This window comes from Halohasta litorea, assembly GCF_024494645.1.
Classification (GTDB): Archaea; Halobacteriota; Halobacteria; order Halobacteriales; family Haloferacaceae; genus Halohasta; species Halohasta litorea.
This window is the reverse complement of record NZ_JANHDJ010000002.1, coordinates 262969-284941: the sequence shown is the minus strand read 5'-3', so window position 1 is coordinate 284941 and position 21973 is coordinate 262969. Positions and strand designations below refer to the sequence as shown.

The following is a 21973-nucleotide window of genomic DNA, read 5'->3' as shown; positions in this document are numbered from 1 at the left end:
TCAGATCAACCCCCGCGCGGTGAGCCAGTAGGACTCGTTGTAGGCCAGTTTCGACCAGTGGATCTTCTCCGAGGGAGAGACCGGCGACGGTGGATTCTGGTAGTCGAACTCGACGAACGACGCCGCATCCATCCCCGTCTCGATGAAGCAGATGGTCTTGCCGTCGTAGGCCGCCGTGGCTACCTGGCCGCGGACCTCGCTGGCGAGCCGCTGGCCGACGGTTGCGGCCTGGTAGTGGGCGACACTGCCAGCCTTCGGGACGCCGGTGGCTGCGGCGTCACCCAGTGCATAGACATCGTCGGCGTGTTCGGCTTCGAGGGTATGTTTGTCGACCTCGACCCAGCCGCGGTCGCCGAGGCCTGCTTCGGCGATCATCTCGACCCCGCGGTGAGGCGGAATCGAAACCAGCAGGTCGTAGTCGATCTCCGAGCCCTCCATCGCCGTGAGGGTTTGTGACTCGGGGTCGACCTCCTCGCCGTTGAAGAACGTCTCCGTGTTGATGTCGCGTTCGTCCATCAGCGGCTGGGCCCACTCGGCGATATGTGGATTGCCGTGGACGCGGTTGATCGGGTAGGTGTAGGTGATCTCGATGTCCTCCCGGAGACCGCGCTTGCGGAACCAGTCGTCGGTCATGAAGACGAATTCGAGGGGTGCGGCCGGACACATATGCGGACTCCCGATCACGCTGAGGACGAGGTGGCCCTCGGTGAACTCCAGGAGCTCATCGCGGAGTGCCAGCGCGCCCGCTTCGCTGTAGTAGTCGTGGCCGCCCTCGGCGAGGCCCGGAACCTCCTCGGGGGCGAGCGTCGAGCCAGTCGCCACCACGAGATGGTCGTAGTGGGTCGGCGAGACGCGCTCGCTGGTGGTGAGCTGTTTGGCCTCGGTGTCGATCTCGGTGACCCGACCCTGGCGGATCTCGATCCGGTTGTCGACCAGCTCCCGCAGCGGTCGGCGGCCGTCTTCGGGCTCCCGCAGGCCGAAGGGGATGTAGAGCCACACCGGCTTGTAGACGTGGTCCGGCCCGTCGTTGATCAGCGTCACCGAGACGTCTCCGGCGTCGATCTCCGCCTCAAGCCGTTCGGCGAGGTCGTTTGCCAGTACCGAGCCGCCGGTGCCGCCGCCGATGATAACGATCTCTTCAGTCATACTTTCTCCACGTAGATCTCGTGGTGGTCGTCGCCCTCTTCGACCGCCCGCAGCTCGTTGCCTGCCTCTTCGACCCATTCAGGTACGTCAGTCAGCGAGCGGTCGCTGTCGCTCAACAGCACGACCACGTCGCCGGGATCAACGTCCCGAATCGCGCCGATGAGATCCATCAGCGGTCCTGGACAGGCTGCCCCGCGTGCATCCACCGTCTTCGCTGGCTCGATATCTAGCTGTGTCATGGGTACAGTGAGAGATTCGTCCCCCAGCGGTTTAATATTGTATGCTATTTCCAATATTCTGAGAACGATAACGCCAAGTTTTGGGTTATGAGAATACACATCTGCGAATTGTATACGATTTTGGAGACCAACCCCGGTCTGACCTGTGTAATAGTAATGTATTTAAAATACTTTTTTATACAAACTTTTTTGTCTTCAGCCAGTGATAATCCGGTATGGAACCGAATGTCGGTGGTCTCGACCGGATTGCACGCCTCGTCGGCGGACTACTCGTGGCGCTCGTTGGGATCGCCTCGGTGGCTGGCCTGCTCCCGCTGGGGTCGGCAGCTGGCGCTGGACTCACCGTTGTCGGTGCCATTGTGTTCGGAACCGGTCTCACCCGGCAGTGTCTGGCCTACCGGCTGTTCGGTGTCGACACCTGCAACCGGACGTAGCTGAACCCCCACTATCGGCTTTTTAACACAGAAGGGTTGTGGACCGACGTCGGCATAGAATTCGGCCTATGGAACGAAGCTCATCACGCCGTAACCCAAGGCGAACGCGAGGGCGAACGAGCCGATCCACGCGCCGAAAGTCAGGACTATTTTCCGTCGACTGATCGCGTCGCTCCCCCCGACGGCCGCGCCCGCGCCGACAATCGCGCTGACCATTATCTGATTGAACGAGACCGGAATCCCGTAGAGGACGGCGATCTGCGCCAGCACGAACGAGGGGAACAGTGCGGCGATTGATCGCCGTGGGCCCAGCGAGGCGTAATCCTGGGAGACTGCTTTGATCATCTGGGAGGCCCCGGTCCAGGAGCCGATCAGTAGTCCCACGCCACCCCCCGCCGCCAGCGCCGAGACGGTGATCATCGTCTCCTCGACCAGCGGCACCAGCGGGCCGACCGCCAGCCCGACCTGACTCGCCCCTGCTGAAAAGGCGACCAGCCCGCCGAGGACGAGCAGAAAGCGCCGGAGGCCGCCCAACCCGTTGCGTGAGATGTCGACTCGGACCCCCAGTCCGACGGCAATGGCGGCGACAAGCGAAACGCCGAGTTCGCCAGCGAGACCGGGAGCGAATCGCTCGGCGATGACCGTCGACAGCGAGGCCAGCCGGTCGCCCGACGCCAGTAGTGTGAACTCGATGTTGACGACGATCGCGCCGACGGCGGCCGCGAGGATCGGGACGCTGTCGCGTTCGTCGACCGACTGCCGCGGCAGAACCCTGGCGATCCCGTAGGCGACGCCACCCCCGACAAACGGTGTGAGGAGCCACATCGTGCCGATTTCGGTATACTTCGCCCACGCAGGCGAGCCGCCGAGTGCGAGGCCTGCGCCGATGACCGTTCCGGTGACGGTGAAGGCAGTCGCAATCGGATAGCCGGTGACGATACCGATCGCCATCAGCCCGGCGGCAGTCACCAGGACCACGATCACCGCGACGGTCGGAAGCGTAAGTCCGACGACGAGATCGCTGCCGACGGCCTCCGAGACGCTCGCGCCCTGGAGGGCGGCTCCCAAAAACCCGAGAATTCCGACGATGAACGCCGCCCGCATCACCGAGATGGCATTCGCGCCGACCGCGGGGGCGAAGGGTGTCGCACCGCTCGATCCCGCGCCGATCGCCCACGCCATGAACGCACTGGCCAACAACGCGGCTCCGAACGGTAGCCAAAACTCTATCATTGTGTAATATTTCTACAATTATACATTATTGTCTGCCAGAATACGGTTGCCGCCCAATAAGTCATAGATTGAGGTGCCTCAGGTGCCCGTGTTAGTCGTCGCTCGGGACCGCCGACCCCGTGGTCGACGACTCGCTTCGCCAGACTCCCTGGAGATACGCGCCGACGAACATCCCCGCCAGCGCATACAGGATCGGCCAGTTGCCGACGCCGAGGCTGGCGTAGGCTGCGCCCGGACAGATGCCCGACAGACCCCAGCCGACACCGAAGACCGAGCCGCCGAGCAGGACGTTTCGGTCGAAGGATTTGAGCCGTCGACCGTAGGGACGACCCGTCAGGGGAGCCGATCCGCCGGTCGACGACAGGCTCCAGAAGGCCAGCCCGGCGACGATCGAGCCGCCGAACATGACGAACAGCAGCCCGAAGTCCTCAAAAGTGAGAAAATCGATGACGACCTCCGGGCGGGCCATGTGGCTGAAGCCGAGCCCGAAGCCGAAGATCAGCCCCCCGACAACGATCAAGGGCATGAACAGCGGGTGGCGGCTCATGGCGTCACCCCGACGGCGGCGACGATGTTGGCGGTGATGATCGCGACGACGAGGAACGTCGCCACGCCCACCAGCGAGGTCCGCGAGACGGAGCCGACCCCACAGATTCCGTGCCCGGAGGTACAGCCCTTCCCGATCCGGGTGCCGATTCCGACGAAGATCCCGCCGACGAATAGCCGCCACGGCGCGACCTCGGTGATCCATGCGCTGCCCGCGAGTGCCCACGGCTCGCCCTGATAGATGAGTGCATAGACGCCTGCGCCAGCGATGATGCTGACCGTAAAGACGACACGCCAGTCCCGTGAGGCGCGGTACTGCTGGAACCGCGAGCGATCCGAGACGTACGACAGCGTCGACTCTAAGAACGTGCTCGCACCCGCTGTAATCGCTGTGCCGAGGTAGATGACCGCCGTTCCCAAGCCAACAAGGAGCCCGCCGATAGCATACCGGGAGATCCCGTTGGGGAACAGCGTCTCGATGGCCCCGGAACCGAGGAAATCAGTTATCATTGGTTGTGAATCCTGTCAGTGTAGTCAGCGTCGTTAGTCGTCACTCGTGAGTGCGTTTTGGCTGGCCGCGCAGTTGTTCGGCCCAAGTTCGAGGGTAAAGGCCTCCTCGTCGTCGGGGTCCTGGAGACCCAAATTCGTCTCGATGATGTCGACGTAGTTGGCCGGACGCGGCGGCATATCCGCCAGCACGGTCTCGACGAACTCGGCCTCGTCCATCGTCAGCGCGTCCATCCGCTCTATGAGATCGCCCAGCGGCGCGGTGTAGGTGCCGTCGGCGGCTGGCTCGGCGGCATCGCTGAAGTGTGCGCCGCCAATCAGCGTCTCGTCGTCGTGTTCGAGGACGCGATACTGCAGCGAGTCGTACAGCAGGCGGGCGGCCTCGGGCGCGCCCTCGTCGCCTTCTTCGAGATCGGGGCGGGCGACGCTCTCGATGAAGAGGCCGTCGCCCGTCGCGAGTAGCGAGTCGCCCACGAGGTAGGAAGTCATGCCCGTGGTGTGGCCCGGGGTGAAGACTGTCTCGACGGTGGCCTCGCCGACGGCGAAGGTATCGCCATCGTTGGTCAGCGTCATCTCGTCGGCGTAGGTGACCCCGCGGTCGACCGCAGCCTCGGGAATCAAGCCCTCGACTCCCTCGGCGGCCAGCTCGCGGAGGCCGCTGATGTGATCGGCGTGGATGTGGGTGTCGAAGGCATATTTGAGATCGACGCCCAGCTCGTCGGCGTCGTCGAGATAGCGATCCGTGAACGCGCGGAGTGGGTCGATGATTGCCGCTTCGTCCTCGTCATAGACCATGTAGCCGAGACAGCCCGAGGAGGGCCGCTGATACTGGATGAGCGTGCCTGCTCCGTCGTACTCTGTGACCTCGTGGGCTTCGTAAATGGAGGCCCAGCCGTTCATTCCCGCTTCGAGGTGGTCGACACTGTAGCCACGGTCGGCGAGTGCGCCCGCGACGTACTCGCTTGCGCCGCCTTTCGCACAGAGGACGGTGACGTGTTCGTTGTCGGGGATTTGGGCGAGGACATCGTCGTCGATCTCCTCGTCGAGGAACTCGAAATACGGGATGTTGATGCTCTCGACGGTCTCGCCGTCGACGCGCCATGCCTCGTAGTCGCTGGCCATCCGGGCGTCCAGGATCGTCACCGACTCGCCGTTGTCGATTTGGGCTTTGAGCGATTCGGGAGCGATCGAGTCGACGTCCGACTCCGGCGTCGGGAAATCCATTGCATCTGCGTCCATGTTCACTCTCACATACCGGCTTGCTCGACTTAAGAGTTTGCATAGTAATTCTAAAAATGCACAATACAGTGGTGCGGGAAAACGCCACACAGAGATCAACAAATGTAGTATCGCGTAATTGCGCGATAGAATCTCGATCTGGTCATGTGCCTATTGCACAATAATGAACACACTTATATTAGTCGAGCCAATATTGTATACCAGCCCCAATACAGGGACATCCACCAATGAGTACCGAAACAGCAGCCAAGACGGTCGACGTGAAAGGACAGAACTGCCCGATGCCGGTCATCAAAACCAAAGGTGCCTTCGACGACGTGCCTGCAGGCGAGACGCTCGAAGTCGTCGCCACCGATTCCGGCAGCCTCAGCGACATCAAGGGGTGGGCCGAATCGACAGCCGACGCCGAGCTCCTCGATCAGCAGGAAACGGAGGAGGGCGGCGAGGCGGTCTACAAACACTACATCAAAAAGGTCGAATGAAATGAGCACGGACGCCACCGCCGGATCGGACGCCGACCGCTCGCCCGAGGAGCTGGCCGAACTACAGGCCCAGGTCGAGGCGCTCGAAACCGAGCTCGCCGACCTGCGCAGCGATGTCGAAAACGGCCCCAAGAAGATGGTGATCATCGCCACCAAGGGCACGCTGGATATGGCCTACCCGCCGCTGATCCTCGCGTCGACGGCCGCCGCCTTCGGCTACGACGTGACGGTGTTCCACACGTTCTGGGGACTCGAAATCCTCCACGAAGACAACTCGAAGAACCTCCAGCTCAGCTCGGTTGGCAACCCGAACATGCCGGTGCCGAACGCCATCGCCGCCCTGCCGGGAATGGACCGCGTGACCACGCGGATGATGCGCAACAAGATCGCCGACAACGAGGTCGCCTCGATCGAGGAGCTGATCGACGTCTCGCTCGAAAGCGGCGTCGACCTCCAGGCCTGCCAGATGACGATCGATCTGCTGGGTTACGACGAGGACGATTTCTACGACGGCGTCACCACCGGCGTCGGCGCGGCCTCGGCGTTCCAGGAGATGGTCGAAGCCGACATCCAGCTGCTCGTCTAAGCCGCCACGCAAGCCACATTCCTCTTTTAAATAGTCGTCCGCGGAGTACACGCGAGAGCGACCGTTAGAGTCGGTCGACCAGTGAGTAGAACTATGCCGCTTCCAGTCGAACAGCGTGGCTATGGCTACAACTGATACCCTCCTCAAAACCGTGTTGATCGCCATCATTGCGGTGGTTCTCCTGCCGCTGGTCATGATGCTGGTGATGGCACCGACGATGGGAATGTGGGGTGGGAGCCCGATGTGGAACGGCGGGATGGTCGGCGGCACCGGGTCGGCCTGGATGTGGCTGCTGCCGTGGCTCGTCATGCTGGCCGTTTTCGGCGGGCTGGGCTATCTACTGTACCGCGTGCTGGGTGGCTCCGAAAGCGACCCTTCGGACCCGGCCATCGAGGAACTGCGGGCGGCCTACGCTCGTGGCGACCTCTCCGAGGAGGAGTTCGAGACGCGGTTGGAACGGTTACGGCAGGACCGATAGCGCCCATCGAATCGGTCACGGCTCGCTATCGAGTTGTCCGTCCACCTGTTCGGAGTACGAATAGGCAACTAAAACCGGATTTCGTTGCGAAATTCGATTTAAGATCGCTCGGGGCGTTGGACGAACGCATGGACCCCGTCAAAAGCAGCATCGGTGGTGGCGTTGTCGCGACTGCCGTACTAACCGTGTTTTTATTGGTCGCGGATATCGTGCTCAGCGAAACCTCCCTGTTCGTGTTTGCGACGTTTACCAGTCTCTGTGCGGTCGGTGGGGAGCCCTACTGTACGGTCGGCAGTCCTGCGGCCGCCGCGTTGACCTACTTCTGGTTCAGTCTCCTGTTCGTCTTCGCCTGGCCGTTGCTGTTCGGCGGCTTCACCTGGGGGCTCCCCGGCGAGTCGGGACTCACTCACGGTGTGGTGTTCGGACTGGTTCTGTGGGCGGGGTACGCGCTGACGGTCTTCCTGGAGATCGGGCTCGGACGCGAAACGTTCGCAGGAACAGTGCCGATCGTTCTGCTCACGCTCGGTGCCTATCTAGTCTACGGCTCGGTTCTCGGGACCGTCTACGACCGTCTCGCCGGACACCGGACGTTCCTCTCGGAGGACGTTCCCGACCCCTCCGGCAGTCAATTATAAATCAAAAAACGGAGCCGAATCAGGCCACCAGCAGCACGACCAGCGCGAGACTCACGAGCGCGACCAGCACGAAGGCGCTCCGCCCGATTCCCGACCGGAGCTGGACGGGCTGGTCGGCACTCCCGAAGCCGAGCCGCTGGACGGCCGACTGTGGATCGGTGCCGACCTGTTTGGCCGTCCCAACGGTTCGCATGACCGCGCGGTCGACGCCCGCCCAGAGTTCGGTGACACCGACGACGAGCCCGCGGCCACCGTAGAACATGGCGCGGTTGTAGATCGCATCGACATCCGGGACGCGGCCCAGTTTCGATAGCGGCTTTTTCGTGAGCGCGAAGCCGATCAGCCCGAGGACGCCGAGGACGACACCCTCAACGAGGTGGTCGACGGTGTAGGTTTCGTAGACGTGGGAGACGACCGTGTCGCTGGTTACATCGAACGGGAGAATGCTGAACAGTCCGAGATCACTGGGGACCACCGACGCGAGTGGCGACGTCGGTACGACAACACCGTAGAAGACACAGAGCGCTGCGACCGCGATCATGGCGACGCTCTGGCCGCGGTTGGCGTCCTGGACGTCGCCATCGTACGCGCCGTGGAAGAAGGCGTAGTAGCCGAACTTGATGAAGGACATGAACGTCCCGATTCCACCGAGCAGCAGCAACCATTCGAGCGTGTGGAACTCGCCGATGGGCAGCGGTCCCGCCCCGAACGTGTAGTGACTCCCGGAGATGATGATCCCCTTACTGACGAAGCCGTTGAAGCCGGGGAAGCCAGCGATCGACAGCGCGGCGATCGTGAACGCCCCTGCTGTAATCGGCATCTTGCGGGCCAACCCGCCGAGCTTTTTCAGACTCTCCTCGCCGGTGCGGTAGATCACGACGCCCGCAGTCATGAACAGCAGCCCCTTGTAGAGGATGTGGTTGAAGACGTGGGCGAAGGCCCCAGCCTGCGAGAGCGCCGACCCGATGCCGACGCCGGCGATCATGTAGCCGACCTGCGACTGGATGTGGTACGACAGGAGGCGGCGCATATCGTTCTGGAACAGTGCGTAGGTCGCGCCGAAGACGGCCATCCCGCCGCCCATGTAGGCGAGTGCGATGTGGCCATCCGGGAACGCCCGATACATCCCGTAGACGCCGGTCTTCGTCGTGAACACACAGAGGAAGACGCTGGCGGCGATATGCGGCCGTGGGTAGGTATCCGGTAACCACGTGTGCAGGCCAATAAAGCCGACATTAACGCCGATCCCGACCGCCGCAAGCGCGGCGGGAAGCCCCGGTGCGATCCCGGCCAGCTCCGGGCCGCCGGGCACCGAGGCAAACAGGAACGTCCCCTTGACAACGTAGGTCTGGAGGATCGCAGCCATCAGCAGCGTGCCGCCGATCCCGTGGAAGATCGCATAGCGGTAGCCCGCCCGGACTGCCTTCCCGCGGTAGTGCCAGACTAACAGCGTGCTGGTGACCGCCATCAGCTCCCAGAAAAACAGCAGCGTCAGCCAGTCGCCAGCGAAGACGGCCCCGAAGCTCGTGGCGACATACGAGAGCGCGAAGCCGGTCTGGACGCTTTCGGCCTCGCTCGCATACGAGTAGAGGACCGCGACTACGCCGGTGATCGCGAAGATGATCCCCATGAGTCGGGAGAACTCGTCGACGTTGAACAGCACGGCCCCGAACCCGAGGAACTCCGTCCCCAGATGGGCTCCCGACGGAACCACCCACATCCACGCGAGTGTCACCGACGACGCGCCGACACCGAGGGCGTGACCCGCCCGCCGCGGTAAGAGCGCGACAAGGATGGCGACCGCCAGGAGGACGACCCCCGGCGGCACCATCGTGAGTGCGCCCGCTGGCGCGGTCGTCATCAGACGACCACCCCCGGCAGATTACCGACGATCGTCTCGACGATCCGCATAAAGACGATCGTATGCGGGATGATTCCCAACAGCAGCGACAGCGCCGCGGCCGTCAGGATCGGCCCGAGCATGAACCACGTGCTTTCGCCGCCGCGCCAGTTACGCTTGGGCCAGCCGCCCGCTGGCGGCCCGCCATGGTGGCCGTGATGGTCGTCGTGGTGCTCATCGGTGTCGTCGTGAGCGTGGTGGACGCCCCCTTCGTGGTTGGCATCCGGGTCGACGCTCGCGTCGATGTCGACAGTCCCGTGATCGTCAGTACGACCGCTGCCGTCGGCTCGAATCGCATCCCGGCCGCCGAATGGGCCTTCGAGGAGCGGTTTCGTGTCGTGGTCGTCGGGCGTCTCGAAAAAGGCCTGGTAGACGATGGGCCAGAAGTAGGCGATGTTGAGCACGCCGGAGACCAACAACACGCCGGCGAAGACGGCATTGCCCCCATCGAGCGCGCCGATGACGATGTACCACTTGCTGACGAAGCCTGCGACCAGCGGGATGCCAGCCATCCCGGCGGCAGCGATCCCAAAGGCGGTCATCGTCAGCGGCATCCGTCTCCCAATGCCTGCCATCTCGCTGATGTTATCGGTGTGGGTCTCGACGTGGATGATCCCCGCACAGAGGAACAGGGTGAGTTTCATAAAGGCGTGAGCGGGGATGTGGAGCAGCCCGCCGATCAGCGCATCGCCCTCCAGGAGTGCGAGTCCGAGGACGATATACGACAGCTGGCTGATCGTCGAGTAGGCCAACCTGCGTTTGAGGTGATCCTTTCGAAGCGCGATAATGCTCGCGACCGTCAGGGTGATCGAGGCGATGATCGCAACCGGGAGCGCGATGCCGAGGTCGCCGAACGATGCCGGGCCGAGATCGGCCAGCGTCTCGGGACCGAACACGTCCAGGACCACCCGCGCAATGCCGAAGACGCCGCTTTTGACGACCGCGACCGCGTGAAGCAGCCCGGAAACGGGCGTCGGTGCGACCATCGCGCTCGGCAGCCACTGGTGGAACGGCATCAGTCCAGCCTTCACGCCGAAGCCGAGTGCCAAGACGATGAACGCCACCGAGGCGGCGGTCGGATCGGCGTTGGCGAGCGCCGAAATACCGCCGGGTGTGAAGTCGACGGTCGCACTCTCGGCTCCGGGTGCCAGACTCGTGAGCCAGTAGACCAGCACGGTGCCCGCCAGCACCAACACGCCGCCACCGAAGAAGGTGTAGGCGAGGTACTTGCGTCCGGCAGCGCGTGCCTCGGGCGTCTCGTCGTGGGCGACAAGCGGGTAGGTCGCCACCGAGAGGACTTCGTAAAAGACGAAGATCGTCAGCAGGTTCCCGGCGAAGGCGATCCCGACCGCCGAGGCGACCGAGACGGCGAAGGAGGCGAAATACCGCGTCTGGTTGTGTTCGTCCAGCCCGCGCATATAGCCGATACTATAAAAACTAGTGACGATCCACAGCAGGCTTGCCAGCGAGGCAAACAGCACACCGAGGGGATCGGCCCGCAAGACGAAGTCGACGCCCGGCAGCACCGTTCCCAGATTGGTGACATACACCTCACCGGCGAGCACGCCCGGCACCATGCTGGCGACGATGCCGAACATCGAGACGGAGGCGAGGACGGTCCAGGCCTCCCGGAGGTTCGGTCTGCGGCCCGACGCGAGGATGAACGCGGCGGCGACGAACGATACGGCGACGGCGGCCAGTGGGCGAATCGTTGGCTCAATCATTGGAAGAACCTCCCGAAGACGGGGTCAAGCAGCTCCGTGAATAGGTCGACCGAAGCGAACAACGCGACCGTCGAGACCGCCAGCACGGCGACGACGACGATCCGCTCTGTGGCGACCCGGGTTTCGAGGCCGCCGTCGGCGACCGCCTCGTCACCCACGGCGACATGCTCGACCGACTCGCTGGCGGCAGTCTCCTCGTGGGTGGCCTCCGGCGGGTTGAAGTAGAGCGTCTCGATGATCCGAGCCACGTAGGTCAGCGTCAGCAGCGTACTGATGAAGATGATGATGGCGACGCTCCAGGAGCCTGATTCGACTGCCCCGAGAGCGATATACCACTTGCCGAGGATGCCGATCGACGGGGGGATGCCGACCAGCGCGAGGCCGGTCACGGCAATCCCCCCGCTCGTAATCGGCGAGCGTTTCGCCAGTCCGGCGTAGTCGGAGATCGTCGTGGCCCCGTAGGCCGACGAGAGGATTCCCGCGCCCATGAACAGGGTCGCCTTCATCAGGCCGTGGCCGACGAGGTGGATCACCGCACCCAAAAGGGCTGTTCGGCTGTTGAGGCCGATGGCGACGACGATCATCCCGAACTGGGCGACCGAGGAGTAGGCGAAGACGCGCTTGATCTCGGTCTGCATCGCCGCCAGCAGACTGCCGACGACGATGCTGATCGAGGCGACCAGGACGACCGCGTCGGTGATCAGCTGATTCGCGGCGAAGAAGTCGACCGTGAACACGTCGAACGAGATCCGGATCAGCGCGTAGGCGGCGGTCGTCGAGACGAGCGCCGAGATGTAGGCGCTCACCGTATCGGGCGCGTAGGTGTAGGCATCCGGCTGCCACGTATGCAGCGGGAAGACTGCGATCTTCAGCATGAGCCCGATCAGGATGAAGCCGAAGGCGGCCTGGACGAGCGGCTCGGTATAGCCGATGTCGGCCAGCCGGGCCTGAAGGTCCAGCATGTTCAGCGAGCCAGTGCGCACCAAGAGGTAGCCAACCCCGATCAGGTAGAGCGAAGCGCCGACCGTCCCGAGGAAGAGGTATTTAAGTGCGCCGTAGGCGGCCATCCCGCTGTCGTCGCTGGCGACCAGCGCGTAGGTGATCAGCCCGACGATTTCGAGGAAGACGAAGAGGTTGAACAGGTCGCCGGTGAGCGTCATCCCGAGCAGCCCGCCCATGAGCAGCAGGAAGCCACTATAAAAGGCGTTACTCCCCGGTCCGGTCGATCGACTGTAGATCAGGACGGCAACCGAGACGACACTGATGAGCAGTGCGATCAGTGCCGACAGCCCGTCGCCGACGAGTTCGATCCCGTACGGTGCGGGGTAGCCCGCCATTTCGTGGACGAGCCGCTGGCCGGTCTCGGTTGAGGCGGTGAAAATCTCCCACGCGAGCGTGCCTGCCAGTCCGGTGACTACCAGCGAGCCAGCCAGTGCGATGGGCCAGCCAGCGTTCTCGTAGCGGAGTCCGAACAGCAGCGGGAAGATCGCCGCGACGAGCGGGACCGTCACCAGCAGGGCGAGCAGTACGTCACTCATCGCCGATCACCTCCCGAAGCGCGTCGGCACGCAGCGTACCGTACTCGTTGTAGAGCCGGATCGACAACGCGAGCCCCACGGCGGTCAGGCTGATGCCGACGACGATCGCCGTCAGGACGATCACCTGTGGCAGCGGGCTGACGTAGGGGCCAGCCCCCTCGATAATCGGCGCGCTCCCGCCGACCCGGTAGGCCGACGTAATAAAGAAAAGGAAGATGCCGGTTTGGAACATATTCACGCCGATGACTTTCTTCACGAGGTTTTCGTTTGCGATGAGCATGTAGAGTCCGATCGTCGACAGCAAGACGAACAGCACGTAGGCGTGGCGGGTCGTCGCGAGCCCGACGAGATCGGTCGTCAGCACCGATCCAGGATCAATCATCGGACTCACCTCCGAAGGTGGCGGAGTCTACGCCGTCGCGCAGCTCACCCTCACGGAGGTCGGCCTCGTTGGGTTCCGAGTGGCTGTCGCCCGCCGCGAGGGCGAAAAACAGCCCCATCAAAATCCCCGAGACGATGAAGGCGATGCCGACGATCTCGACGGCCTCCATCCCGTATTTGACGAACTCGTACTCTTTGAGCCCGAGCAGGTCGCCGAACACGGGGTAGTAGGCGGTGTATTCCAGGAAGTTCTCGCCGAGCAATATTGGCCCGAAGCCGATCGCGCCGAAGAGGAACACCCCGGCGGTGCCGAGGCCGACGACCGTGCTGTTGGCGAGCCACGCACGCGTCGACTCGATGCCGAAGGCGAAAGCGATCATCAGGACCACTGAGGCGATGATCGCCCCGCCCTGGAAGCCACCGCCGGGGGTGTCGGCACCGTGGAACGTGATGAAGAGGCCGTAGGTCATCACGAACGGAATCACGGCTTTCACCGTCGTCATGATGACCTGGCTCTCGGTGTACACCGGTCGCTGGCGGGCGACACCGTCGGTGTCGACGCGACCATCCATGCGTTCGTCGGGCTGGCTGGTCGGTTCGTCGCTCATGCGGTGAACACCTCTCGGCCGAGCACGAGCAGGCTCGCGATCCCAGCGGCGAAGACGACGACCGCCTCGCCGAAGGTATCGAACCCACGGTACGCCGCAAGGACGGAGGTAACGGCATTTTTCGCGCCGGTCTCGTCGTAGGCGTTTTCGAGGTAGTAGCCGGTGACTTCCGGGTTCGTCAAGATTGGCGAGTTCGGATCGCCCACTGCGGGGAAGGCGGTCAGCGTCGAGCCGACGACGAGCGCGAAGAGGCCACAGACGGCCACTGCGGGCCAGTTGATCGGTTCGAACAGCTCGTCGGTCGGTGGACGTGTGGTTTTGGCAATTGTCAACAGTAAGAACACCGTGGTCACACCGGCCCCGATTGCGGCCTCGGTGAGTCCCACGTCGGGGGCGCGGTAGAAGGTGTAGACGACCGCCAGCCCGAGGCTGTAGGCCGCGAAGATGACGATCGCGGCCAGCACGTCCCGGAACAGCGCGGTCAGCACCGCGGTGATGAGGATGAAGACGAACAGCGCGACCTCTAACGGTGTGATCCCGACGCTCTGGATCACTGTGGGTGCAATAATCGACGTCATCGGCGCTCATCCCCCGTGGTCCACGGCTCGATGCCCTCTTCGTAGGCCGCCCGCGCGATGGCGTGGGCCGCCGTCGGGTTCGTGACGAAAATAAACAGGAGCAACAACACGGTTTTGACGGTCGCTGGCTCCCAGCCGAGCGTGAGTGCGACCGCTGCCAAGCCGAATCCGGCCCCAAGCGTATCGGCTTGGGAGGCCGTGTGCGCTCGCGCAAAGACATCGGGGAGTCGGATCACGCCCGTCGCGGAGACGAACGTGAAGAACAGCCCGACGACGGCGAAGATCACGACGAGGCTGATCCGGGCGGTTTCGATCATATGACACCCCCTCGCTCGACAGTGAACTTCGAGATGGCGATCGACATCAGGAAGTTCAGGAGGGCATAGACCAGCGCGATATCCAGGAACCACGGCTCACCGAGCGCCGCTCCGAGTAAGGCGAGAATGACGACCGTGTTTGTCCCCAGGACGTTGACCGCGAGCACGCGGTCCTGGTTTGTCGGGCCGAGGATCGCCCGGTAGAGCATCATCACCGCGAGGGTGACGAACAGCGCGGCGACGATCAGCAGGAACGCACCGACCGTGATACCACCGAAAATGGTGGTCTCGACGAACGTCATCGGTCGACACCTCCCTGTGGCTCGGAGTCGTCGTCGGGTTCGGAGCCGCATTCAGGTGTATCGTCGATCGATCCGCCATCGGTAACGGCTGTTGTCGAGGCGGTTGGCTCCTGGAGCACCTCGGTATCGCCACGTTCGCGTGGCGAGGGGAACCGAGCGGCCTCCCGCCCGTAAAAAACGAACCGGACCCAGCGCTCCAGGGAGCCGTCGAACAGTCCCTCACGAGCGAACGGCAGCAGCGAGTGGACGTACAGCTCCTGGTTTTCGGCGGTCACCGTCAGCGTCCCCGGCGTCAGCGTGATGCTGTTTGCGAGGGTCGTCAGCGGAAAGCCCGAGCCGACGAAGACTTTGACCTTGGTTAGTCGGGGGTCGATCGGGAGTCGGGGGTCCAAGATTACACGGGCGACGAGTAGGTTCGAGACGATGATCTCATACAGCAGATACGGGATATAAACCACACCACGGAGAATGCGCTTGGGCGACTCCGTCAGCGACGGATCACTGTAGAAACTCACACTCGACAGCGTGATCGCCACGACGGCGGCGGTTGCAAGGCCGGTGACCAGATCGAACAGGCCGCTGAACCCGCCGAGAATCTGGTAGAAGAGAAACGAGGTGCCAAAGACGGCCAAAAATCGCGCGGGGTTCGGTCGACTCACCAGCCGCCCGCGGCTCGTTGGTCGGTCGACGGGGGCCTCTTCGACTGCGAGGTCAGTCTGCTGGAGTTCGAACTCCAACGGCTGAATGAGGGTCGTGTGGCCGACAAGCGAATATTCGGGGTCGACGATCACCCGGTCGAGGTCGTGGTCGGCGGCGTAGCTCGTCAGCAGTTCGGCGTAGTCGGAGGGACTAAAGAGGTATTCGTCGAGGCCGATGAGGGCGGTCTCGACGTCGACTGTCTCGGGGTCGACCCCCGCCTCTTCGCACTCGTAGCGCGCCCAGATCTCGATGTCTTCGAGCAGATCTTCGGCACGGTTTCGGTCGGTGTTCGTGCCCGGATCGCCGGCGCGCCAGGTCGCCATACTGACGAAGTGGACCGTCGGCTCGTCGGCGTCGGATTCGAGGACCTCCCGGATCGCGTAGTCGACGGTCTGTCGAAGCGTTACCGAGCGCTGTACCGGGACGAGCAGCCGTGGGGCCTCGCTAGCCGCCATCGGTGGCCCACCCCGTTCGGCCGTTGGAAGAGTGTCCGAACGTCATACTCGGGTCTATGACTAGCAAATCAGGGACGCCTCAAAACTATTCTTATCTTGACCCTCCCTTCGGGTTCGATGACTTTCAAAAACACACTCGATTACCATCTCTTCGCGGATTTATATAGCTAATAATCCGACATATTCCAAACAACGCGCCGATCACGAGGTGGTCGGCCCCGAGAGCTGCTCGGCGAGTCGCTGGGCAACGCAATCGCCTAACACCTCTTTCGAGCCCGCGACCGTCTCACAGTCGGCTGGCGTGTCGGTCGCCGCGTCGACGAACAGGGCCCGTGTTTCGTCGGTTCCCATCACGCTGGCGTCGTTGGCGACGACAAAAGCGAGGTCGACGCGATCACGGAGTGCAGCGGCCTGCTGGACCATCGCGTCGTCGTCACCGGCGGTTTCGGCCTTGAATCCGACCATCGTGAGCTCGGGGTGGGACTGACGGACGGAATCCAGGAGCTTCGGCGTCGGCTCCAGTTCAAGCGTTCGGGGCTCGCCCGAGCGGAGTTTGGTGTCGGCGGCCTCGACGGTGTAATCCGAGATCGCCGCCGCCGAGATCAGGGCGTCGGCCTCCGGAACCCTCCCCTCGACGGCCGCCAGCATCTCGGCAGCACTCTCGACCGAGACCGTGTCGGCATAATGGACCTCCGGGCCGTCGTGGACCAGGGTGACATCCGCACCGCGGATGTGGCACGAGCGGGCGACGGCGCGGCCGGTCGTCCCCGAGGCACGGTTCGTCAGCACCCGGATCGGGTCGATCGACTCGCTGGTTGCGCCGCTGGTGACGATGATCTCCTTGCCAGCGAGGTCCTGCGGTGTCGTCGCACGGGCGACCCCGGTGATGATGGCCGCCTCACTGGCGATCTTGGCCTTACCCTCCTCGATTCTGGGGTCGACGAAGTCGACGCCCCAGGACTCGACGCGCTCGATGGCCTCCAGGACGCCAGGATGGTCGTACATCGGCTCGTGCATCGCGGGCGCGATGACGACCGGCAACCCCGCGCCGAGGGCAGTCGTCGCGGTAGTGGTGACGGGAGTATCGTCGATGGCTCCGGCGATCTTGCCGACCGTGTTGGCGGTCGCCGGGGCAATGAGGAACACGTCGGCCCAGCCGTCGCGCCCGCAGAGGTCGACGTGTTCGACGCGGCCGGTGATTTCGGTGATCACGTCGTTCTCAGTAGCGAACTCGACGGCCCACGGGTGGATGATGCCGGTGGCGCTGGGGCTCATCACCGCGCGGACGCTCGCGCCCTGTCGGCGGAGTTCGTGGGCGAGTTCGACCGTTTTCACCGCGGCGATGCTTCCCGTGACGCCGAGTACGATGTTGACCCCCGCAAGCATTCGTCTCGCTTGAGGGGCGGCGTATAAATAGTCGTTCGGGCTTTAACTCCGGGCCCACTCGATGGCCGCGTCGAGGTCTTTGAAGTTCTCGACTTCGGCCCCTGGCACCTCGACCTGTGATTTCACTGCCATCGCGGTGATCCCCTCGGAGACGAAGCCGATCTTGTCGACGCCCGTGTACTCGCCGTTGGCCGACCACTCTTTGCCCATATACTCCTGGGTCTCTCTCGGCAGGTTCGTTTCGTCGCCGAAGACGGCCAGCGTCGCCGTGATGTCGCTCTGTGTGCCCCGCTCTCGGTAGTGATCGCTTGCGGCTTCGAGGTCCTCGTCGGCGAACCCCTGCCAACCCTTCATATACCAGATTCCAACGCCGCCCTGAACCTCGAACTCCCACTCGTACTCGTCTGGATTCGGAATATCGTCAGCCATGCAGTTTCACTTCGGGAGTATCACTAATAAATACAATCATGCGAGAGTGAATAGCAGCGTTCAAGACCGGCATCCGTGCGAACGAAGTGAGGGCGGTTCGCCTTGCCGAACCCCGACGGAAACCGTTCGCAGTCTTGCAGACCGACTACTGAGCGGCCTCTTTGTCCCAGTCGACCCGCCCCTTTTCGTCGTCCACCAAACTCGGATGCGTGCGCTGGCGCTCCTCGTGAGCTTCGCTGAAGTACTCCTGCATGGCCGCACGCGAGGCGGCCTGTCTGGCCTGCTGTTCGGCGGCGTCGATCTCCTCGCAGCCCGGCGGCACCTCCCGGCCGCGATCGGTGAAGTAGCCCTCGGGGACGACCCAGTCGTTATAAAAGGGCGTTTCGCTGTCGTGGATCAGCGTGATGGCGGCTGCCGCGCCGTCGCCCGCCGCGATGACCGCCTGATGGTAGCGTTCGGCGATCCGCCCGGCGGCGTAGATCCCTTTTATATTGGTCCGACCGAGGCCGTCGTCCTCGACGTACTGTTTGCTCCCGGCGTCGCGGATGTCGACACCCACGCCGTCGAGATACGACACGTCGCTCCAGGAGGCGACCAGCACCCGGTCGGCACTGATTTCGCGGCGGTCGTCGGCGTTGCCGACCGCGCCGACGGTAGCGACGAATCCCTCGTCGAGGCTCCCCGAGAGCTCCTCGACCAATCCCTGCTGGTAGCCCGCGCCGTTGCGCGTCGCCTGGGCCTGGAGCATATCGGCAAACAGTCGGGGGTTGACACCCGCCGGGAAGCCGGGGAAGTTCTCCAGGTGGGCGTTGCGCCGCAGGATCGACTCGCCGTGGTCGACGACGAGCGTCGTGAGCCCGGCCCGTGCGGTGAACGTCGCCGCGGTGAGTCCGGCGACCCCGCCACCGATGATCAGTAGTTCGTAGCTGTCGTCGTCTCCCGTCGCTGATTCGCTCATGGGCGAGTTCGGTTCGCCGTCGGCTTGGTTGTCGCGGTTCGCTGATCCTGACCTTCATACGTGATGGCGACCTACGACACTCTCAATGGCTCAGGCAGGGAATCAGGAACTCACGGATCGGTTTATTCAGTTCTATCGGAACTACTACCGCGACGACATCGGGACGCTCGCCCAGAACTACCCCAACGAACAGCGCTCGCTGTATATCGACTACGACGACCTCTACCAGTTCGACCGCGATCTCGCCGACGACTACCTTTCCCAACCCGACCAGATCCAGGAGTACGCCGAGGAGGCCTTGCGGCTCTACGATCTGCCCGCCGACGTCAAACTCGGCAACGCCCACGTCCGAATGCGGAACCTCCCGGACTCCGTGGACATCCGCGGCATCCGCGTCCACGACAACCACATCGGCAAACTCGTTTCGGTCCAGGGGATCATCCGCAAGGCGACCGACGTGCGGCCGAAGATCACCGACTCCGCATTCGAATGCCAGCGCTGTGGGACGATGAACTACATCCCACAGGAGGACGGCGACTTCCAGGAACCCCACGACTGCCAGGGCTGTGAGCGCGAAGGCCCCTTCAAGATCAACTTCGACCAGTCGGAGTTCGTCGATGCCCAGAAGCTCCGTGTCCAGGAGAGCCCCGAGGGACTCCGTGGCGGCGAAACCCCACAGAGCATCGACATCAACATCGAAGACGACGTGACCGGGAAAGTCACGGCGGGCGACCACGTCACCGTCGTCGGCGTCCTCCACATCGAGCAGATGGACGGCAACGACGGCAAATCCTCGCTGTTCGATCTCTACATGGACGGCGTCTCGGTCACCATCGAAGACGAGGTCTTCGAGGACATGGACATCACTCAGGAGGACAAAACCGAGATCATCGAACTCTCCAACGAGCCGGGCATCTACGAGAAGATGGTCGCCTCGGTCGCACCCTCGATCTACGGCTACGACGAGGAGAAGCTAGCGATGATCCTGCAGCTGTTTTCGGGCGTAACCAAAGAGCTCCCTGACGGCTCCAGGATTCGCGGCGATCTTCATATGTTGTTGATAGGTGACCCCGGTACCGGAAAGAGTCAGATGTTATCATATATCGAGAATATCGCCCCACGATCCGTCTATACATCCGGTAAGGGGTCGAGTTCGGCCGGGCTTACGGCCGCTGCGGTACGCGATGACTTCGGCGACGGCCAGCAATGGACCCTCGAAGCCGGTGCGCTCGTGTTGGCCGATCAGGGGATCGCGGCAGTCGACGAACTCGACAAGATGCGACCGGAGGACCGCTCGGCGATGCACGAGGCCCTCGAACAACAGAAGATCAGCATCTCGAAAGCCGGGATCAACGCGACGCTCAAATCCCGCTGTTCGCTGCTCGGCGCGGCGAACCCCAAATACGGCCGATTCGACCAGTACGAACCCATCGGCGAGCAGATCGATCTCGAACCCGCACTCGTCTCACGGTTCGATCTAATCTTCACGGTCACTGACCAGCCCGATCCCGAGCACGACGGGATGTTGGCCGACCACATCCTCAAAACGAACTACGCGGGCGAGTTGAACACCCAGCGCGCCAACGTGCCGACCTCGGAGTTCACCCAGGAGCAGGTCGATTCGGTCACCGAACAGGTCGCCCCCGAGATCGATGCCGAACTCCTTCGGAAGTACATCGCTCACGCCAAACGGTCCTGCTTCCCGACGATGACCGACGAGGCGAAGGCGGCGATCCGGGAGTTCTACGTCGACCTCCGCTCGAAGGGGGCCGACGAGGACGCACCGATCCCGGTCACCGCCCGAAAGCTGGAGGCGCTCGTCCGACTCGCAGAGGCGAGCGCGCGGGTCCGCCTCTCGGATACCGTCGACGAGGAAGACGCAACTCGGTCGGTCGATATTGTGCGGTCCTGTCTCAAAGATATCGGCGTCGACCCCGAAACCGGGCAGTTCGACGCCGACGTGGTCGAAACGGGGACCTCGAAAACACAGCGCGACCGAATCAAGAACATCAAACAGCTAATTGCCGAGATCGAAGACGAGTTCGAGGAGGGAGCGCCGGTCGACGAAGTCCTGGAGCGTGCGGGCGAGATCGGGATGGAGGCTACCAAAGCCGAAAAAGAAATCGAGAACCTCCGCCGGAAGGGTGAACTCTACGAGCCGACCCAAGGCCATCTTCGGACGACATAGCCACACACCACAGCGTCCCTCGGATAATTGCTAGCAGCGACGCCGTCAGTCTCAACCGTGTGGATCGGAGCTGTCCCCCACCACGTGGACAGCTCCGTCGCGGTCGACGACTGGGGTGGCCGAGCCAACCCTCAGGGCGAGCAGGTTTTGAGCCGGTACTCGACCTGATCGACCACGGCAGCCAGCGATTCTCGATCACGGGCCGGGGCCCTGTCGTCGTCCAGCCGCGCCCTACAGAGCTCGTCGAGCAGCGAGAGCTGGTCTCTGGTCAGCCGCCCGCCCGTTTCGAGCCGGTCGAGCAGCCGTGACCCGACAGTCAACCGGTCGATGCTGGTGTCGGAATCGGGCTCGGATTCGGCGCGAAGCCAGCCTTCGACAGTCGCGTGGGCCGCCCACGCATCCGCACGTGGGAGGTCCAGGCTGTCACAGAGCTGTTTGGTGTGTGTTGGCATTGGTCACCCCTCCAACTGAACGGAGACACTCCTCGATACTAATAGTTTCCTCGACAGTATCATAGGCTGATAATTGGAGGGCCGAAGCGATCCGTCTTACTCGTGGGAGGGGATTCCGTACTGGGCGAGCGTCCGTGCGAAGGTGTCATCGCTCTGGCCAGCGCGGGTTGCGGCCTGTCCGAGGGTCAGGGTTCCACAGCGGTACAGTGTCAGTGCGGTCAGCAAGCCGTTCGTTGCCATACACAGTATAGAGACACCAAGTATCTAAACCTTCTGTGAGAATAGCTGCCATACTATTCGTAGAAATCCTCCTATATAGCTAAAATCACAAGGATATTTCCAATTCTGGTTTACGTTTGTCAAACTTTGAAGCAGCCGTCAGTACACGTTCCCTGAGAGAACCAAAAGCCAACAGGTCTAAGATAGTCGAGGGCTGACCCGTTGGTATGGATCGACAGCAGATCATGGCGATCTTCTTTACAGTCCTGATGGTCGGCTCGATGGTCGCCTACGGGGCAGCATCGTTCATTTAG

Annotated in this window: 27 protein-coding genes; 7 read left to right on the top strand and 20 right to left on the bottom strand. The window is 63.0% G+C overall.

Going from position 1 to position 21973, the window contains the following annotated elements; all coding sequences use genetic code 11:
• A complete protein-coding gene (locus NO877_RS06345; protein ID WP_256395484.1) occupies nt 1–1146 on the bottom strand; it encodes an NAD(P)/FAD-dependent oxidoreductase in 1146 nt (381 codons plus the stop codon).
• A complete protein-coding gene (locus NO877_RS06340; protein ID WP_256395483.1) occupies nt 1143–1385 on the bottom strand; it encodes a sulfurtransferase TusA family protein in 243 nt (80 codons plus the stop codon). Before NO877_RS06340 ends, NO877_RS06345 begins: the two co-directional genes overlap by 4 nt.
• 215 nt (nt 1386–1600) lie before the next feature.
• Between NO877_RS06340 and NO877_RS06335 the strand changes: the two genes are divergently transcribed.
• Nucleotides 1601–1819: a YgaP family membrane protein gene (locus NO877_RS06335; protein WP_256395482.1), complete on the top strand. Its 219-nt coding sequence runs from the start codon at nt 1601–1603 to the stop codon at nt 1817–1819.
• 66 nt (nt 1820–1885) lie between these two features.
• On the opposite strand, the gene NO877_RS06330 is transcribed toward NO877_RS06335, so the two are convergent.
• The 4 genes from NO877_RS06330 to NO877_RS06315 all read right to left on the bottom strand — a co-directional run bounded on the left by NO877_RS06330 (nt 1886) and on the right by NO877_RS06315 (nt 5344).
• The gene (locus tag NO877_RS06330) at nt 1886–3052 is read right to left on the bottom strand and encodes an inorganic phosphate transporter (protein WP_256395481.1); all 1167 of its coding nucleotides are present in this window, start codon (nt 3050–3052) and stop codon (nt 1886–1888) included.
• A 91-nt stretch (nt 3053–3143) separates the two neighbouring features.
• Nucleotides 3144–3599: a YeeE/YedE family protein gene (locus tag NO877_RS06325; protein WP_256395480.1), complete on the bottom strand. Its 456-nt coding sequence runs from the start codon at nt 3597–3599 to the stop codon at nt 3144–3146.
• A complete protein-coding gene (locus NO877_RS06320; RefSeq protein ID WP_256395479.1) occupies nt 3596–4108 on the bottom strand; it encodes a YeeE/YedE family protein in 513 nt (170 codons plus the stop codon). The genes NO877_RS06325 and NO877_RS06320 overlap by 4 nt, the downstream gene beginning before the upstream one ends.
• A 33-nt stretch (nt 4109–4141) precedes the next feature.
• Entirely contained in the window at nt 4142–5344 is a 1203-nt protein-coding gene (locus tag NO877_RS06315) for an MBL fold metallo-hydrolase (RefSeq protein ID WP_256395478.1), read from the bottom strand.
• Between the two features lie 227 nt (nt 5345–5571).
• Between NO877_RS06315 and NO877_RS06310 the strand changes: the two genes are divergently transcribed.
• From NO877_RS06310 to NO877_RS06295, 4 genes are all read left to right on the top strand, one after another.
• Nucleotides 5572–5826: a sulfurtransferase TusA family protein gene (locus NO877_RS06310; protein WP_256395477.1), complete on the top strand. Its 255-nt coding sequence runs from the start codon at nt 5572–5574 to the stop codon at nt 5824–5826.
• Between the two features lies 1 nt (nt 5827).
• Nucleotides 5828–6412: a DsrE/DsrF/DrsH-like family protein gene (locus NO877_RS06305; RefSeq protein ID WP_256395476.1), complete on the top strand. Its 585-nt coding sequence runs from the start codon at nt 5828–5830 to the stop codon at nt 6410–6412.
• A 121-nt stretch (nt 6413–6533) separates the two neighbouring features.
• Nucleotides 6534–6890, top strand: a complete 357-nt coding sequence (locus NO877_RS06300) for an SHOCT domain-containing protein (RefSeq protein WP_256395475.1) — start codon at nt 6534–6536, stop codon at nt 6888–6890.
• 128 nt (nt 6891–7018) lie between these two features.
• The gene (locus NO877_RS06295) at nt 7019–7525 is read left to right on the top strand and encodes a DUF6789 family protein (RefSeq protein ID WP_256395474.1); all 507 of its coding nucleotides are present in this window, start codon (nt 7019–7021) and stop codon (nt 7523–7525) included.
• Between the two features lie 19 nt (nt 7526–7544).
• Here NO877_RS06295 and NO877_RS06290 read toward each other — a convergent pair whose 3' ends face one another.
• From NO877_RS06290 to NO877_RS06235, 12 genes are all read right to left on the bottom strand, one after another.
• A complete protein-coding gene (locus tag NO877_RS06290) occupies nt 7545–9386 on the bottom strand; it encodes a Na(+)/H(+) antiporter subunit D (RefSeq protein WP_256395473.1) in 1842 nt (613 codons plus the stop codon).
• Nucleotides 9386–11149: a cation:proton antiporter gene (locus NO877_RS06285; protein ID WP_256395472.1), complete on the bottom strand. Its 1764-nt coding sequence runs from the start codon at nt 11147–11149 to the stop codon at nt 9386–9388. Before NO877_RS06285 ends, NO877_RS06290 begins: the two co-directional genes overlap by 1 nt.
• A complete protein-coding gene (locus NO877_RS06280) occupies nt 11146–12687 on the bottom strand; it encodes a monovalent cation/H+ antiporter subunit D family protein (protein WP_256395471.1) in 1542 nt (513 codons plus the stop codon). The genes NO877_RS06285 and NO877_RS06280 overlap by 4 nt, the downstream gene beginning before the upstream one ends.
• Nucleotides 12680–13069: a cation:proton antiporter subunit C gene (locus tag NO877_RS06275; protein ID WP_256395470.1), complete on the bottom strand. Its 390-nt coding sequence runs from the start codon at nt 13067–13069 to the stop codon at nt 12680–12682. The genes NO877_RS06280 and NO877_RS06275 overlap by 8 nt, the downstream gene beginning before the upstream one ends.
• On the bottom strand, nt 13062–13676 hold the full coding sequence (locus NO877_RS06270) for an MnhB domain-containing protein (RefSeq protein ID WP_256395469.1): 615 nt from the start codon (nt 13674–13676) through the stop codon (nt 13062–13064). Before NO877_RS06270 ends, NO877_RS06275 begins: the two co-directional genes overlap by 8 nt.
• Nucleotides 13673–14212 (bottom strand): DUF4040 domain-containing protein, encoded by a 540-nt coding sequence (locus NO877_RS06265; RefSeq protein WP_379827250.1) that lies wholly within the window; start codon nt 14210–14212, stop codon nt 13673–13675. The genes NO877_RS06270 and NO877_RS06265 overlap by 4 nt, the downstream gene beginning before the upstream one ends.
• Nucleotides 14213–14250: 38 nt before the next feature.
• Nucleotides 14251–14571, bottom strand: a complete 321-nt coding sequence (gene mnhG / locus NO877_RS06260; RefSeq protein WP_256395467.1) for a monovalent cation/H(+) antiporter subunit G — start codon at nt 14569–14571, stop codon at nt 14251–14253.
• Nucleotides 14568–14873 carry a cation:proton antiporter gene (locus NO877_RS06255; RefSeq protein WP_256395466.1) on the bottom strand — a complete coding sequence of 102 codons (306 nt, stop codon included), beginning with the start codon at nt 14871–14873 and terminating at the stop codon, nt 14568–14570. The genes mnhG and NO877_RS06255 overlap by 4 nt, the downstream gene beginning before the upstream one ends.
• Nucleotides 14870–16027, bottom strand: a complete 1158-nt coding sequence (locus NO877_RS06250; protein ID WP_256395465.1) for a monovalent cation/H+ antiporter subunit E — start codon at nt 16025–16027, stop codon at nt 14870–14872. Before NO877_RS06250 ends, NO877_RS06255 begins: the two co-directional genes overlap by 4 nt.
• Before the next feature lie 201 nt (nt 16028–16228).
• Complete coding sequence (gene coaBC, locus NO877_RS06245) at nt 16229–17413, bottom strand: bifunctional phosphopantothenoylcysteine decarboxylase/phosphopantothenate--cysteine ligase CoaBC (protein WP_256395464.1); 1185 nt, start codon at nt 17411–17413, stop codon at nt 16229–16231.
• A gap of 42 nt (nt 17414–17455) precedes the next feature.
• A complete protein-coding gene (locus NO877_RS06240; protein WP_256395463.1) occupies nt 17456–17842 on the bottom strand; it encodes a hypothetical protein in 387 nt (128 codons plus the stop codon).
• A gap of 145 nt (nt 17843–17987) precedes the next feature.
• A complete protein-coding gene (locus tag NO877_RS06235; protein WP_256395462.1) occupies nt 17988–18800 on the bottom strand; it encodes an NAD(P)/FAD-dependent oxidoreductase in 813 nt (270 codons plus the stop codon).
• Nucleotides 18801–18885: 85 nt separating this feature from the next.
• Here NO877_RS06235 and NO877_RS06230 point away from each other — a divergent pair, with 85 nt between their 5' ends.
• On the top strand, nt 18886–20988 hold the full coding sequence (locus NO877_RS06230) for a minichromosome maintenance protein MCM (protein WP_256395461.1): 2103 nt from the start codon (nt 18886–18888) through the stop codon (nt 20986–20988).
• A 131-nt stretch (nt 20989–21119) separates the two neighbouring features.
• Here NO877_RS06230 and NO877_RS06225 read toward each other — a convergent pair whose 3' ends face one another.
• Together NO877_RS06225 and NO877_RS06220 are read right to left on the bottom strand one after the other, a co-directional pair.
• Nucleotides 21120–21440, bottom strand: a complete 321-nt coding sequence (locus NO877_RS06225; RefSeq protein ID WP_256395460.1) for a DUF7853 family protein — start codon at nt 21438–21440, stop codon at nt 21120–21122.
• Nucleotides 21441–21536: 96 nt separating this feature from the next.
• Nucleotides 21537–21680: a DUF7317 family protein gene (locus NO877_RS06220; RefSeq protein WP_256395459.1), complete on the bottom strand. Its 144-nt coding sequence runs from the start codon at nt 21678–21680 to the stop codon at nt 21537–21539.
• 206 nt (nt 21681–21886) lie between these two features.
• Here NO877_RS06220 and NO877_RS19900 point away from each other — a divergent pair, with 206 nt between their 5' ends.
• Nucleotides 21887–21973: a surface glycoprotein gene (locus NO877_RS19900; protein WP_425492902.1), complete on the top strand. Its 87-nt coding sequence runs from the start codon at nt 21887–21889 to the stop codon at nt 21971–21973.